Here is a 14,399-nt window from a genome sequence, read left to right as displayed (position 1 = left end):
TCAGCCGCCGGACACGTCCAGTTCGGCGTCGGACAGCAGTGCACGATCCTCCTCACCCAGGTAGGGGGAGTCCAGCCAGCCATCGGGTAGGTGAGGTGTACGCGGATGGCCGGCCCGGCCACGCGGCCCCTCGGCCGCCGTCCCCGGGAAGGGGACCCGTTCGGGCAGCCGCTCCCGCATTCGTGTCAGAGCGTTATCCAGTTCGGTCAGCGAGGACACGCGCACCAACTCTCCGCGTGCCACCCCGCCGACTGGATAACCCTTCAGATACCAGCCGATGTGCTTGCGCAGGTCGCGCACCCCCCGGTCCTGTCCCAGTTCCGCCGCCAGCAGCCTACCGTGCTTCTTGATGACTGCGATCACCGCATCCAGGTCGGGGCGGGCGCGCTGTGCCCGACCGTGCATGGCGGAGACGATGTCCGCGAACAACCACGGCCGCCCCTGGCAGCCGCGCCCGACCACCACACCGTCACAGCCGGTTTCGTCGAGCATGGCGACGGCGTCGTCCCCGCTCCACACATCCCCGTTGCCGAAGACCGGCAGCTCGGTGGCCTCCTTCAAACGGGCGATCTGGTCCCAGCGCGCCTTGCCCGCGTAGTGCTGCCTCGCAGTGCGTGCATGTAGTGACAGGGCGGAGACTCCGGCATTGGCGGCAATGCGTGCAGCATCCAGGAAGGTCTCGTGCTCATCGTCGATGCCCAGGCGCATCTTGACCGTAATCGGAACCTCGCGTTCCCGATGGCAGGTGCGAACCGCCGTCTGGGAGGCCTGCACCGCTGCACGCATAATCGCTTCCAACAGATCCCGCTTCCACGGCAGGGCGGCGCCCCCACCCTTGCGAGTGACCTTGGGCACGGGGCAGCCGAAGTTGAGGTCGATGTGGTCGGCCAGGTCCTCGGCCACCAGGATGCCCACAGCCGCGGCAACCGTAGCCGGATCCACGCCGTACAGTTGGATGGAACGCACCCGTTCCTGGGGGTCCGTGCGCACCATCGCCAGAGTCTTCGCATTGCGCTCCACCAGGGCGCGGGTGGTGACCATCTCGGTGACGTACAGGCCGGCTGGGGCGGCCAGACCGCCGTCGGCGGTGATCACCGGTCCGTCGTGAGTAGGGCGTAGCGCGTCGGGCAGAGCGGTCTCGCCATAACGGCGGCACAGGCGCCTGAATGATGCATTGGTCACTCCCGCCATGGGGGCCAGAACCACCGGCGTGGCGATCTGAAGTGGGCCAATGCGCAACGGCTCGACGGGGCCCCCGCGGGGCTGCCCATCCGTGGGGCTGGGCTGCGGCTTAGCGGACTGCCTGGCCGGCAGGGGCGGTAGCCGGGTCGGTTCGGGCGATGCGGTCACCGGCACATGCTGGCACATATGCGCCGTGGGCGTCGCTACATGCGAAGCTGGTGCCATGAGCGAGCAGTCGGTTCCGTCCTCAGGCCTGCTCGAAGGCCGCACCGTCCTGGTCACTGGCGTGCTGCGCCCGGCCTCGATTGCAACTGCGATCGCCGTCACGGCTCGGGATCAGGGAGCCCGCCTGGTGCTCACCGGTCAGCCGCGCACCTTGCACCTGACCGAGTCGACTACTCGCCGCTGCCTCGGTGTGCACCCCGTACTTCCTCTGGATGTGGCCGATCCGGAGTCCTTGTCGCGTCTAGCTCCGCAACTGCGGCAAGTCGGCGTGGAGCGCCTGGACGGCGTCGTCCACGCCGTCGCCCACGCCAATGGTTCTGTACTCGGGTCGCTGTTGCCCCGGGAGGCCGATGCGGGGGCCGATGACACTACCACCTCGACCACGCAGGCGCATAACCGCAGCCGGGCGTTGGCGGAGGCCTTCGCCATCTCGACGGTCTCACTGCCGGCCCTCGTGGATGCCCTGCGCTTCATGCTCGCCCCACGTGCATCTGTGGTCTGCCTGACCTTCGACACCGACCACGTTCACCCCGGCTATGGCTGGATGGGGCCGCTCAAGGCCGCCCTGGAGGCGAGCGTCAGGGGACTGGCCGTGGAACTGGGGCCGGTGGGTGTGCGGGTGAATGCCGTCAGCGCCGGGCCCTTGGCCACACCCGCAGCCAGCGCGATCCCTGGTATTGAGTACTTGTCATCCCGTTGGGAGCAGCTGGCGCCGCTCGGCTGGGATCGTAGCGACGCCGCACCCGTGGCACGCACCGCCGTCGCGTTGCTGTCCGAATGGCTGCCGGCCACTACCGGAACGGTTATCTACGCCGACGGCGGCGCCGCTCTGCGCCTGCGCTGAGTGGCGGCCCCAGAGCGAGGGCTTTCTGTTCACGGCGGTGGGAGCACCCAGCCTGGCGGCGTCGCTTTCCCACAAGGCGCAATGGGTATGGACCGACCTCGATGGTTATGTCGACCGATCTCGATGGTTATTTCGACCGACCTCGGCGGTTATAGGGTATCCGCGTGACGACTGACTCCGCCGGGAAGATCCTCGTGCTGGTACGGCACTCGAAGGCGTCCCACAATGCCCCCACTGATCTTGAGCGTCCGCTGACCTCCCGCGGTCGTGTGCTTGCCGATGAGCTTGCCCACTGCCTGGAACGGCGGGTGCCGAGCCTCGACCTACTGCTGGTGTCGCCGGCGGCCCGCGCCCGCCAGACCGCCGGTCCCATGCGTGAGCGCCTGGCCCCGTCGCTCACGCGCGTGGAGCCGGAGATCTATCATGAGGGTCCCGGAGGTATCCTCCGCCTGCTGCAGCCGCTGCCGGAGACGACCAGGCAGGTGCTCGTCGTCGGCCATGAGCCGACTGTGTCGGTGCTTGCGCACATGCTGCACGACACCGTCGATGACCTGGCCAACCAGGTTTCCTTCGGCATCCCCACCGCGACGGCGCTCGTGCTGCAGGTGTCGGTCAACTGGGCGGGGCTTGGCCCCCAGACCGCGCACCTGAAGGAAATCGTCACAGCCCCGCGCTGATACCGGCGGGCCACGGCGCCACTTCGACCGACCTCGGCGGTAACAACGACCGACCTCGGCGGTTATATCGACCGACCTCGGCGGGGGTAGCCGCACTGCGGCTAGGGCAAGTGCGCTAGGGCAGGTCCCAAGTGCGCTAAAGCAGGTCCAGCACCGCCGTCAAGTCGCGCACATGCACCGCGGCCGGCGCCGCCTCGGATACGACCGGTTTGGCACAGAACGCTACGCCCAGCCCCGCCGCGGCGATCATGCCCAGGTCATTCGCACCGTCGCCCAGCGCAACCGTGCGCGCCATGGGCACGCCATCGGCCTGCGCCCAGGTGTGCAGGCAGCGGGTCTTCTCCTCCCGGTCCACGATCCGTCCGAGCACCCGACCAGTGAGCACGCCCTCCGCCACCTCCAGGCGGTTGGCGGCCGCATGATCGATGCCCAGGCGCCGTGCCAGCGGATATACGACCTCTTCGAAGCCTCCCGACACCACCCCGACCCGGCAGCCGCGCTCGTGCAGCACGGCAATGAGCTCGTGCGCACCGGTCGTCAGCTCGACCTCCTCCAGGACCTCGGCGAGCACCGACTCGGCAACGCCAGCCAGGGTCGCCACGCGCTCGCGCAGGGAGTCGGCGAAGTCGAGCTGCCCGTGCATAGCGCGGGCGGTCACTTCGGCGACGCGTTCGCGCGTGCCCGCCCGCTCGGCGATCAGCTCGATCACCTCCTGTTCGATCAGGGTCGAGTCGACGTCCATAACCAACAGACCGGGCCCCAGTGAGGCCAGTTCCCCCTGGGCGCGGGCACCGCTGACGCGCGGCGACCCCTCGGGGGGCACTGACGTAGGCGGACAGGTGTGCATAACCGGATGTTAACCAATGCCCACCAGGGGCGCGGCGGGTGACGCGGCCCCGGGCTCAGGAGTTCCCGGGGCGACGGCGAGGCCTCAGCGCGTGACCCGCTGCCCCTTGGGCACCACCGTGATTCCGGACTCGGTCACCGTGAAACCGCGCTCGCGGTCGTGCTCGGGGTCGACACCGACCATGGCGCCCTCCTCGACGATCACGTTCTTGTCCAGGATGGCGCGGTTGACCACGGTGTTGCGGCCCACATTCACGCCGTCCATCAGCACCGATTCGCGCACCGACGACCAGGAGTTCACGCGCACCGCGGGGGAGAGCACCGAGGAGATGACCTCACCGCCGGAGACGATGACACCGGGGGAGACGATAGAGTCGATTGCGTGCCCCAGGCGCTCGTGGTGACCGTAGACGAACTTCGCCGGGGGCATGGAGCCCGAGTAACCCGCGTACAGCGGCCACTGGCTGTTGTACAGGTTGAATACGGGAGTGACGCTGATCAGATCCTGGTGCGCCTCGTAGAAGGCGTCCACGGTTCCGACGTCCCGCCAGTAGTCGCGGTCGCGCTCGGTGGCGCCGGGGACCTCGTTGTCCTTGAAGTCGTACACGCCTGCTCCGCCCCGTTCGACGAACCAGGGAACGATATTGCCTCCCATGTCATGTTTGGAGGACTCGTCAGCGGCGTCAATGGTGACCGCCTCGGTCAGGGCATCGGCGTCCATGATGTAGTTACCCATGGAGGCGAGCACCTCGTCGGGGGAGTCCGGCAGGCCCGGGGTCTGCTTGGGCTTCTCGACGAAGGCCTTGATCTTGCCCGGTGAGCCGGGATCGGACTCGATGATTCCGAACTGGTCCGCCAGCTCGCGCGGCTGCCGGATGCCGGCGACGGTGCACGGCAGACCGGAGGCGATGTGGTGGTCGAGCATCTGGGAGAAGTCCATGCGGTAGATGTTGTCGGCCCCGGTGATGACGACATAGTCCGGGCGCTCGTCCTCGACCAGGTTCAGAGACTGGTAGATGGCGTCGGCCGAGCCGAGGAACCAGTGCTTGCCGACGCGCTGCTGGGCGGGGACCGGGGCGATGTAGTTGCCCAGCATGTCCGACATGCGCCAGGTGGCGGAGATGTGCCGGTCAAGCGAGTGGGACTTGTACTGGGTGAGTACAACCACCTTCAGGAAGCGCGAGTTGATCATGTTTGACAGGGAGAAGTCGATGAGCCGGTAGATGCCCCCGAAGGGCACGGCCGGCTTGGCGCGGTCTACCGTCAGCGGCATCAGGCGCTTGCCTTCGCCGCCGGCGAGGATGATTGCGAGGACGCGAGGAGAAGCCATGGGCCCACCTTACGGTGATTTTCGTCATCTTGGGAGTCGATTGGATCGATTGGATCGAAGTGCCCGCAGAACAATCGACACCTCCAAGCAGTCATGCGGCGTGTCAGGGCAGTCGGACTCGGCCCCGCCAAAAACAGCGCGCCGAACCCCGCTGGGGGATACTGTGTGACCTACAACAAGGCCCGCCGGACGTGCACGGGTGCACGACCACGAAGGAGAGCGCTGTGACCGAAGAATCCAACATCAATGACGCACTGCGAGTTGATCTGCTGACCAGGGAGTATCCGCCGTTCATCTACGGCGGTGCCGGCGTCCACGTCAATGAGCTCGCCAAGGTGCTGCGTCCGCTGGCGGACGTGCGCGTGCACGCCTTCGGAGGTCCTCGCGAGCCCGGTACCGAGGGCGCCGATGCGGGCGTGACCGGTTACCCGGAGGTCGCCGAGCTGGAGGGCGCCAATGCCGCACTGCGCACCCTGGGCGTAGATCTGGAGATGGTCCCCGGCGTCGAGGGGGCGGACATCGTCCACTCCCATACCTGGTACGCCAACCTCGCCGGGCATCTGGCGGGCTTGCTCTATGGCATCCCGCATGTCCTGTCCGCCCACTCCCTGGAGCCCATGCGCCCCTGGAAGGCCGAACAGCTGGGTGGCGGTTACGCACTGTCATCCTGGGCCGAGCAACAGGCCTATGAGGGCGCTTCCGCAATCATCGCCGTGTCCAACGGCATGCGTGCCGACATCCTCAAGTCCTACCCGAAGGTTGACCCCGAGCGTGTCAAGGTGGTGCACAACGGCATCGACTTGGCCGGCTGGGCCCGCCCCGAGGATGCCGAGTTCGAGGCGCTCGCCGAACAGGTCCGCCAGCGCTACGGCATCGATACCTCCCGCCCCACGATCGTGTTTGTTGGCCGCATCACCCGCCAGAAGGGGCTGCCGCACCTGTTGCGGGCGGTGGAGAAACTGCCCGGCGAGGTCCAGGTCATCCTGTGCGCCGGTGCTCCCGACACCCCGGAGATCAAGGCCGAGGTGGACGAGGCCGTGGCCGCCCTGCAGGGTCAGCGCACCGGTGTGATCATGATCGAGGAGATGCTTCCGCACCGTGAGCTTCAGGCCGTGCTGGCCGCCTCCGACGTGTTCGTCTGCCCGTCGGTGTACGAGCCGCTCGGCATCGTCAACCTTGAGGCCATGGCCATGGGACTGCCGGTGGTCGGCTCGGCCACCGGTGGCATCCCGGACGTGATCGTCGACGGCGAGACCGGCTACCTGGTGCCGATCGAGCAGCTGCAGGACGGCACCGGCACGCCGATCGACCCGGAGCAGTTCGCCACTGACCTGGCCCAGCGCCTGAGCGACCTGGTCATGGACGCCAACAAGGCCCAGCAGATGGGTGCGGCCGCCCGCAAGCGGGTGGAGGAGCACTTCTCCTGGACCGCGATCGCGGACCGCACCATGGAGGTCTACCGCTGGGCGCTGGCCAATCCGCGCTGACGCCGCGAACCTGAGCGCCGCTGGACGCCGTCGCCCACCCGGGCGGCGGCGTCCCTCTGCGGCGAGGCGTGCGCCGCCGTCGCTGCATCGGCGCGACCGCCGAAAGGCAACCACCCCTTGTGAGCGGAGCAAGACGATGCTAGGTTAGTTGTCCCGACCTACTAATTGGTCGGCGCCTGTTCGCGTCAACGATGACACCACCAGCTGGAGGAACAGCATGACCACATCCTTCGACCAGTCCGTGCAGGCCGTTCGCGATGGCGCCGATCCATTCGCCCAGGCCGCCTACCTCTATGAGCAACTGACCGACGACGAGCGCCTCGGCCTCCTGGACGGCGATCAGCCGTTCTGGCAGGGCATGGCCGACATGATGCAGGTCGGCTACAACGCCGCCCCCTACGTTCACGGCGCCGTGGAGCGGATGGGGATCCCCGGCACACGCTTCGTCGACGGCCCGCGCGGTTGCGTAAGTGGCCAGGGCACCGCCTTCCCCGTGTCCATGGCCCGCGGGGCGACCTGGGACGTGGACCTTGAGGAGCGTGTGGGTGAGGCGATCGGAACCGAGGTGCGCGCGGTCGGGGGCAATTTCTTCGGCGGCGTGTGCATCAACCTGCCACGTCATCCCGCCTGGGGCCGAATTCAAGAGACCTACGGCGAGGACACCTGCATACTGGGGGAGATGGGCGCCGCACTGACTCGGGGCGTTCAGCGCTATGCCATGGCCTGCGCCAAGCACTACGCCCTGAACTCAATGGAGAACAAGCGCTTTCAGGTTGATGTCACCATTGATGAGGCCTCCCTGCACGAGCAGTATCTGCCCCACTTCAAGCGGGTCGTCGACGAGGGCGTGGCTGCCATCATGAGTGCCTACAACTCCGTCAACGGCCAGTGGGCGGGGCAGAACCGCTACCTGCTTCACGAGGTTCTGCGCGAGCAGTGGGGTTGGGATGGCATCACCGTCTCCGACTTCATCTGGGGGCTGCGCGATGCGGCGACATCGCTGAACAACGGTCTAGACCTTGAGGAGCCCTTTGCACAGCAGCGTGCCCAGAACCTCAGGCGGCAACTCGCCGCAGGCGAGACGAGTTGGCTGATGGTACGGCGCGCGGGTCTGCGGCTGCTCGCAGCCCAGCTCCGTTCCTATGCCTTCCGGAAGGATGTGCCCGAGGACAGCTCCCTGCTTGCCACCGCTGAACATCGCGCCCTCGCACGCGAAGCCGCTACCCGGGCCATGACGCTGCTCAAGAATGATGACGTCGACGGCTCCCCAATTCTGCCGCTGTCATCGCAGTTGGATACGATCGCCGTGATCGGCAGGCTGGCGACGGCGGAGAATATGGGCGACTCCGGCTCCTCGATGGTCCATCCGCCCAGCCACGTCACGCCCGTGGACGGCATACGCGCAGCCTGCCCCGGTGCTCGCATCGTGCTCGTCGCAGACGATGACCCGCAGGCGGCCGCTCGAGCCGCATCGCGGGCTGACGTGGCGATTATCGTCGCCGGCTTCGATAAGCATGATGAGGGCGAGTGGGTCGGTGGAGACACGATGAACGACCCTGTGCTGACCAGGCTCTTCCCCGCTCTGCCCGCAGGCGCCGAGGCGCCGACCGGGGACGCCAACGCCGTTATGACCGCCGGATACGGGGGAGACCGCTCCCATCTGACCCTGCGCGAGGTCGACGATGAGATCATCAGGGCCGTGGTCGCCGCAAACTCGCGCACGGTTGTGACGCTTGTGGGCGCCGGCCCCATCATCATGGAGAGCTGGCGGAACAAGATTCCGGCCATAGTCATGATGTGGTACGCGGGAATGGAGGGCGGTCACGCACTCGCCGATGTCCTCTTCGGCGCCGCCAACCCATCGGGGCGCCTGCCCTTCTCCATACCCACAAGCGAGGACCACCTGCCGGCCTTCAATCGCGACTGGACGGCGGTGACCTACGACCGCTGGCACGGTCAGCGCCTACTGGACCGACTCGGCGTCGAAGCGGCCTTCCCACTGGGCTGGGGGCTGTCCTACTGCGCCTACCGTCTTGATGGTGCGCAGGTCATCGCCTCAACCGGCCAGGGAGCGGAGCGTGTCATCACCGTCCGTGTCCGCGTTACCAACACCGGCGCCCGTGATGGCATCCAGGTCATCCAGGTCTACGGTCGCGGCGGGGCACACCGCGAGGAGACTCAACTTCTCGGATTCGCGACGGTGGAGGTCCGCGCGGGAAGGAGCGCTGAGGTGGACGTCCCGGTGCGTCTTACGCAGCTGGGCTCATGGGACCCGCAGGTCGGGCGGATCGTCCTCACCGACGGACCCGTCTGCCTCGACGTCGCCTTCCACGCCCACGACGCCAACGCAGTCCCGCTGGTCGTCTGATGCCCCCGGTTCGGTCCGCCACCAAGTGTCCGAGCGCTTATCACTGCGACCTTGCGGCCCGGATCAGCGAGCCCACCACTCGGTGGCCGCAGCAACGCCCTGGCGGGCGGTGGTCAACAGCGGGCGCAGTACAGTCGCGCGCCGAGAGGCCTGCAACAACGTGGCCGCCGCGCCGTCGTCGGCCAGGGCTAGGGTGCAGATGGCCCGCAGTCGCAGGGAACGTTCCAACAGGGTGCGGCGGCGGGCGTCCAGGCCGGGCGGCAGCAGGCGCGGATCGATGACGGCGGTGACCAGGTCGTTGAGTGTGTCGGCCAGTTCGGGGCGCTCACGGGCCAAATCCAGCTCTATCAGCGCATCGATCGCCGCTTCGGTGGCGGTGTGCACGTCGCGGCGCGCCTGAGAGGGATCGAAGGGCGGCAGCGGGGCGAGCACCTCCTCCACCTGCCAGGCCACCGACGCGCCCGCGGCCTGGGGCACCAGCAGCACCCGGCGTCCAGTGGTGGCCTCCAGGACCACGCCCTGGCCGACCTCAATGGCGGCGCCCAGCCCCGGCAACGGGTCCGCGGGGGAGGGCAGTACCGCGCCGGCACGCGCGAGCGGACCAAAATCGGCCACCCACCGCTCCAGGGGTAAACGGCCCAACCCCCACGGTGAGGCGTCGTCGATGGCCTCGTGCGCGCCGTCCTCGCCCTGCACGACGGCGCGTCCCTGGGAGGATGGCTGGGGGGCCCACAGGGCCAGTAGGACGGACACGGGCATTGCAAGCGGATCCACGGCCGCACCTTAGTGCCAAATGCGAGGGGGCCGCACCGTCGCGCAGGATAGGGTGATCACATGACCAGCGTGCTCCGCTTTGACGACGTCTCGCTGCACCGCGGCACTGCTCAGATCCTCTCGCATGTGAACTGGAGTGTGGAGGAGGGGCAGCACTGGGTGCTGCTCGGCCCCAATGGCGCAGGGAAGACCACAATCGCCCGTATCGCCTCGGCTCGCCTGTTCCCGTCCACGGGCACGGTCGATGTCCTGGGGGAGCGACTGGGCGCAGTGGACGTATCCGAGCTGCGCCCCCGCATAGGTCTGGCTTCAACCGCCCTGGCCGGACGGGTCCAGGGAGGCGAGAGCGCCTTGTCGGTGGTTCTATCCGCCTCCTATGGCAGCATCGGGGTGTGGCGGCAGGAGTATGACGATTTCGACGTTGAGCGCGCCCGGGCGCTTCTGGCTGCACTCGATGCGCTCCACCTGGCCGAGCGCAGCTGGGCGAATCTCTCCTCCGGTGAGCGTAAGCGGATTGAACTCGCTCGCGCACTGATGCCCGATCCGGAACTGCTGATACTGGACGAACCGGCTGCAGGCTTGGACCTGGCGGGCCGCGAGCAGCTGTTGGCCGCACTGACCGAGATCATTTCCGGCCCGGGTGCGCCCTCCATGCTGCTGGTCACTCATCATCTGGAGGAGATACCGGTGGGCTTCACCCACGGCCTGGCCCTGCGAGGCGGTCGGGTGGTGGCCTCGGGGCCGCTGGACGGCGTCATGACCAGTCAGGCCATCACCACCACCTTCGGTCTTCCGTTGGAGATCGCCAAGGATCGTGGCCGGTACACCGCACGCGGTGCCTGAGAAGCACCCCCACCAACCTCTCCCCAGCCCACGGGGGCGCAGAACACCTGCACTGCATCGTTCTCAGAATGCGAGACTCGGCTAAGCTCGCCGCCCGCAGTCCTGTCCACGTCTCCGGTTGTAGACAACGGGTATACCACACCTCTCGGAGTTCAGGGGCTCGGCAAAGTTGAATCGTCCCGGGTTTGGTGGAGGTAGTGAATGCACGGAAGGATCACTGCCGGGAGTGCGCAGAGGAAGTATCCCGAAGAGGGTTGCGGGAGCGGGCCACCAGGATGGCTGTGGAGGCCCGTAGGGATCCGGAGAGGTCTAAGAGTTCGCGTCAGTAGGTGTGGTGTGGGAGCAGGGTGTGGGCACGAGGTCCCGGTAGGAATGAGTTGTTCGACGATCGTTCCTGCACAGACAGGGGGTCCTGGTGCCCGTACTGCCATCTTCGCTCATGGACCCGTTGTGGGTCCAGTTCAGTGCTCTACTGCCCGAGCATGTCGACAACCATCCGCTGGGCTGCCACCGGCCCCGCATCCCGGATCGGGTCGTGTTCGACAAGCTCGTCCAGGTCCTGGTGCTGGGAGCCGCCTATGAAAAGATCGCCGATGCCACTTGCTCGGCGGCCACCATCCGACGCCGACGCGAGGAGTGGATCGCGGCCGGCGTGTTCACCGCCCTGGAGCAGGCCGCCCTGGAGGCCTACGACAAGATCGCAGGCCTGGCCCTGGAGGACCTGTGCGTGGACGGCTGCCTGGTAAAAGCCCCCTGCGGGGGCCAGGCCGCCGGCCCCTCCCCGGTGGACAGGGGCAAGCAGGGCACCAAGCGCTCAGTGATGGTCGAAGGCAACGGAATCCCCATTGGGGTGGTGGCCGCCCCGGCCAACCGTAACGACTCCCCGCTACTGGCCCCCACCCTGGAGTGCCTGAGCCGGTTCGGCTCCGGGCCTGCCCGAGCGCATCACCGTGCACCTTGATGCCGGCTACGACAACCGCAAGACCCGCCAGCTGCTTGAGGTGCTGGGCTGCGAGGGGCAGATCTCCCCTAAGGGCACGCCTCTTCAGGCCGGCAGCCGATGGGTGGTCGAGCGCACCAACTCCTGGCACAACCGCGGCTTCCGTAAACTCCAGGTCTGCACCGAGGTGCGCACCACCGTCATCGACGCGTTCATCGCCCTGGCCAACACCATCATCACCATACGCAACCTCATCCACCGGGCCTGGACCACCCACCGCTGGGACCAACGACCCACACGCAAACCATGACCTACTGACGCGAACTCTAAGGGGGCGAACCTGGAGGATCGCTGAGGAGCTGGGCGTCCCGCCCCGGAGGCGTTGCGTATCTCATTCATCGACGGGCAACAAGGCGGACCTTGGGGCCTGTGCCGGTTGTGCCAGGCGTTGACCAGTGCCGGTGTCAAGATCGCCCCGAGCACCTAACTTGCGCAGCCAGGAGTCGTCCCCCATCGGCAAGGAGTAGACGCGATGACGCCCTCAAGGCCGAGATCAGCAGAGTGCATGAGAAGAACTACTGCGTACTGGGCGTAAGGAAGATGCACGCCATGCGGGGCCGTCCTGAGGCCTGTGAGCGGCATGGTCTGGGGCATGTGGCGCCTGCTGCACCGCGGGTGCGTCTGATGCGGGACATGGGCCTACGAGGCCACCGGCCGCGCCAAATCGCCCAGGACGACCCGGTCCGCACCGAAGGACGCATGCCCGGCGGACCTGGCGGGCATGCACTTCAGCGCTTCCAGACCGAACGACTTGTGGGCGTGTGGACACTTCCCCCACTACGTGGGAGGTACCCCCACCTGTGTGCGCACCCTGTCCGGCCGGGTGGTGCGCCTGCTTTCGCCCGCCGACGTGCTGCTCGCCTCGGATAGTCGGCTGGCAGACCACCCGCGAGCCCGTGTGCACCGACCTGGCCCAGGGGCGCCCTGAAAATGGGTATCTGGCAGCACCCGGCGCGAAGGAGCCGACCTTACCGGCCTGACCCCGCCACACGCGGCCGCGGGGTCCAGTACCGGGCCATCCGAGTGCGGGCAGGCCCCCTCCGACTGCGACGCGGTGGCCTCGGTGGGCACCCGAGGGCGACTTCCTTTCGGCTCCGCTCTGGCCGAGGCCCTGATACTGGCTGTACAAGGCCGAGCTGATCCTTGGGCCGCCACTACCTCGACTCCCATGGGCCCTGGCAGAGTATCGAGGACGCCCGTGTTCGCCGCCACCCAGTGGGCGCAACTGGTCGAGCACCGTACGCCCCCACTGCGCCACAGGCATGCACGCCCCGATCGAGTACGAGCAGGCCTACACCCCACCACCACAAGAAGACACCATCACCGGCACCATCGCCGACGGCTCCGACATCATCGACAACGCCGACGCCCAGGACGTCGGCGAGCAGACCACCAACCAAACCCCAGCCGGCAACTACCGGCGCCAGATAAAATAGCCTCTACGAAACCCGAGGCTTGACACGGTCGATGGCTTGTCGCGCTCATAGACACCCGGCTCACGCCGCACCTGGTGGCTGTATCGGTCCTGACCGTCTACGAGCTCGCCCGCGGCCCTCCCGGCAGGCCCCGGGAGCGGCGGCATGGACACCTTCAAGTATTTGCCGCAACTGCCCCGCCGCTGGCCGCCCACACGCGCTGGAGTACCTTTAAGGCGTCGTAGGAGTACTTGCGCGCCCGGGCACGCGGTTGCGGTTTTCCTGCGCCAGGAGGGCGCTTGGCTACCGCCCTCAGGCGTCGCCTGGAGCCCTCCCGGCTCCATCCGGTCACCGCGCACACATCACGCCGGTATCCTCCCCTTGTCCTTCTCTGGGCGCCTTGGCATACGCCCCTGCGTACTTCCTGGTGATCTCCGCCCTGGCCTGCACCAAACAACCCACCACCGCATGCCCACCACGATCCGCGACTCTCGCGAGCAGTTCCAGATGAGGCACCGAGCCTCTCTCGCGGGCACCTGAGATGAGTCACGTCGGCGTCTTGCCTACAACCGCAAACAACGAGACAATCAAACCAACCGAGAAGACCACGATGATGTCTGATCCAACCGCCCCAAGCGGACATTAACGCTGAAACAGGTCACCCACGGTCTCGTCCTGCGCCGGGGCACGGCCGTCGCAGCTGCCCCTGGACGGAGGCTTCGCCGGCGAGGTCTTCACCACGACCCGCGGTCTCCCACTGGAGATCACCAAGGGCAGCGGACGGTACACTGCCCGTGGCGCCTGAAATGCCCGTATTAGTCCCGCCCCGGCTCGCCGGGGCGCACGCAGACCAGAGGAGGACACGATGATTTGGCTGTGGTGGGTCGGAGCCGCCCTAGTACTCGGCGTCATTGAGACGGCGACGGCGGACCTGACCTTCCTCATGCTCTCAGGCGGCGCCCTCGGGGCCGCCCTGGCCGCCGCGTTGGGCGCCCCCGTGTGGGTGCAGGTGATCGTATTCGCCATTGTGGCCGCGCTGCTGCTGGTGGCGGTCCGCCCCTGGGCAAAACGGCACCTGGCCTCTACCACCCCGCAAATGCGCACCAACGCCTCGGCCCGCATCGGACGGGAGGCCACGGCCCTGACGGTGGTCGACGCCCGGGATGGCCGTATCAACCTCGACGGCGAGGAGTGGAGCGCCCGCCTGGCTGAGACCCCGGATGCCTACGGTACTAACGCCACCGCGCACATTGAGCCCGGAGCGGGAGTGCGCGTGGTTGCGATCGACGGGGCGGTGGCAGTCGTCGTGCCGAAGTGACTTTCGCGAGCTTCACCCGTGATCACTGACGGCGAATCCGAGCTGGGGTCGTCCACAATCTAACGATTCTGCGCCAGGCACTCGCGTATG

General features: G+C 67.4%; 11 protein-coding genes and 1 pseudogene. 8 read left to right on the top strand and 4 right to left on the bottom strand.

The genetic code is table 11. The annotated features are described in order from the left end of the window. Entirely contained in the window at positions 1-1,350 is a 1,350-nt protein-coding gene (gene dusB, locus CWT10_RS08965) for a tRNA dihydrouridine synthase DusB (protein WP_416171699.1), read from the bottom strand. Between the two features lie 55 nt (positions 1,351-1,405). Between dusB and CWT10_RS08960 the strand changes: the two genes are divergently transcribed. Next, positions 1,406-2,251 (top strand): SDR family oxidoreductase, encoded by an 846-nt coding sequence (locus CWT10_RS08960; protein ID WP_103062572.1) that lies wholly within the window; start codon positions 1,406-1,408, stop codon positions 2,249-2,251. A 164-nt stretch (positions 2,252-2,415) separates the two neighbouring features. Continuing rightward, positions 2,416-2,928 (top strand): SixA phosphatase family protein, encoded by a 513-nt coding sequence (locus tag CWT10_RS08955; protein WP_103062571.1) that lies wholly within the window; start codon positions 2,416-2,418, stop codon positions 2,926-2,928. A gap of 136 nt (positions 2,929-3,064) precedes the next feature. On the opposite strand, the gene serB is transcribed toward CWT10_RS08955, so the two are convergent. Both serB and CWT10_RS08945 read right to left on the bottom strand, forming a co-directional pair. Next, positions 3,065-3,775, bottom strand: a complete 711-nt coding sequence (gene serB, locus CWT10_RS08950; RefSeq protein ID WP_103062570.1) for a phosphoserine phosphatase SerB — start codon at positions 3,773-3,775, stop codon at positions 3,065-3,067. A gap of 84 nt (positions 3,776-3,859) precedes the next feature. Beyond that, a complete protein-coding gene (locus tag CWT10_RS08945; protein ID WP_103062569.1) occupies positions 3,860-5,104 on the bottom strand; it encodes a glucose-1-phosphate adenylyltransferase in 1,245 nt (414 codons plus the stop codon). Positions 5,105-5,358: 254 nt separating this feature from the next. Between CWT10_RS08945 and glgA the strand changes: the two genes are divergently transcribed. Both glgA and CWT10_RS08935 read left to right on the top strand, forming a co-directional pair. Further along, positions 5,359-6,591: a glycogen synthase gene (gene glgA, locus CWT10_RS08940; protein WP_103062580.1), complete on the top strand. Its 1,233-nt coding sequence runs from the start codon at positions 5,359-5,361 to the stop codon at positions 6,589-6,591. 217 nt (positions 6,592-6,808) lie between these two features. Beyond that, positions 6,809-8,959, top strand: a complete 2,151-nt coding sequence (locus CWT10_RS08935) for a glycoside hydrolase family 3 protein (protein ID WP_103062568.1) — start codon at positions 6,809-6,811, stop codon at positions 8,957-8,959. A 63-nt stretch (positions 8,960-9,022) separates the two neighbouring features. Here the strand turns inward: CWT10_RS08935 and CWT10_RS08930 are convergent, their stop codons facing one another. Then, positions 9,023-9,733 carry a hypothetical protein gene (locus CWT10_RS08930; protein ID WP_103062567.1) on the bottom strand — a complete coding sequence of 237 codons (711 nt, stop codon included), beginning with the start codon at positions 9,731-9,733 and terminating at the stop codon, positions 9,023-9,025. 60 nt (positions 9,734-9,793) lie between these two features. Between CWT10_RS08930 and CWT10_RS08925 the strand changes: the two genes are divergently transcribed. From CWT10_RS08925 to CWT10_RS08910, 4 genes and pseudogenes are all read left to right on the top strand, one after another. Then, positions 9,794-10,576 carry an ABC transporter ATP-binding protein gene (locus tag CWT10_RS08925; protein ID WP_103062566.1) on the top strand — a complete coding sequence of 261 codons (783 nt, stop codon included), beginning with the start codon at positions 9,794-9,796 and terminating at the stop codon, positions 10,574-10,576. A 415-nt stretch (positions 10,577-10,991) separates the two neighbouring features. After that, positions 10,992-11,826: pseudogene (locus tag CWT10_RS08920) on the top strand (IS5 family transposase). 1,012 nt (positions 11,827-12,838) lie between these two features. Continuing rightward, positions 12,839-13,012, top strand: coding sequence for a hypothetical protein (locus CWT10_RS08915; protein ID WP_158247620.1), 174 nt, complete (start codon positions 12,839-12,841; stop codon positions 13,010-13,012). 844 nt (positions 13,013-13,856) lie between these two features. Next, positions 13,857-14,309: an NfeD family protein gene (locus CWT10_RS08910; RefSeq protein WP_103062703.1), complete on the top strand. Its 453-nt coding sequence runs from the start codon at positions 13,857-13,859 to the stop codon at positions 14,307-14,309. Positions 14,310-14,399 lie beyond the last annotated feature (90 nt).

Source organism: Actinomyces qiguomingii, from assembly GCF_004102025.1.
Lineage (GTDB): Bacteria > Actinomycetota > Actinomycetes > Actinomycetales > Actinomycetaceae > Actinomyces > Actinomyces qiguomingii.
This window is presented reverse-complemented; position numbering and strand designations above follow the sequence as displayed.

Coding starts and splice junctions, on each gene's coding strand:
- CWT10_RS08960 (WP_103062572.1), top strand. CDS start 1,406: ATGAGCGAGCAGTCGGTTCCGTCCTCAGGCCTGCTCGAAGGCCGCACC.
- serB (WP_103062570.1), bottom strand. CDS start 3,775: ATGCACACCTGTCCGCCTACGTCAGTGCCCCCCGAGGGGTCGCCGCGC.
- CWT10_RS08945 (WP_103062569.1), bottom strand. CDS start 5,104: ATGGCTTCTCCTCGCGTCCTCGCAATCATCCTCGCCGGCGGCGAAGGC.
- CWT10_RS08935 (WP_103062568.1), top strand. CDS start 6,809: ATGACCACATCCTTCGACCAGTCCGTGCAGGCCGTTCGCGATGGCGCC.
- CWT10_RS08925 (WP_103062566.1), top strand. CDS start 9,794: ATGACCAGCGTGCTCCGCTTTGACGACGTCTCGCTGCACCGCGGCACT.
- CWT10_RS08915 (WP_158247620.1), top strand. CDS start 12,839: ATGCACGCCCCGATCGAGTACGAGCAGGCCTACACCCCACCACCACAA.
- CWT10_RS08910 (WP_103062703.1), top strand. CDS start 13,857: ATGATTTGGCTGTGGTGGGTCGGAGCCGCCCTAGTACTCGGCGTCATT.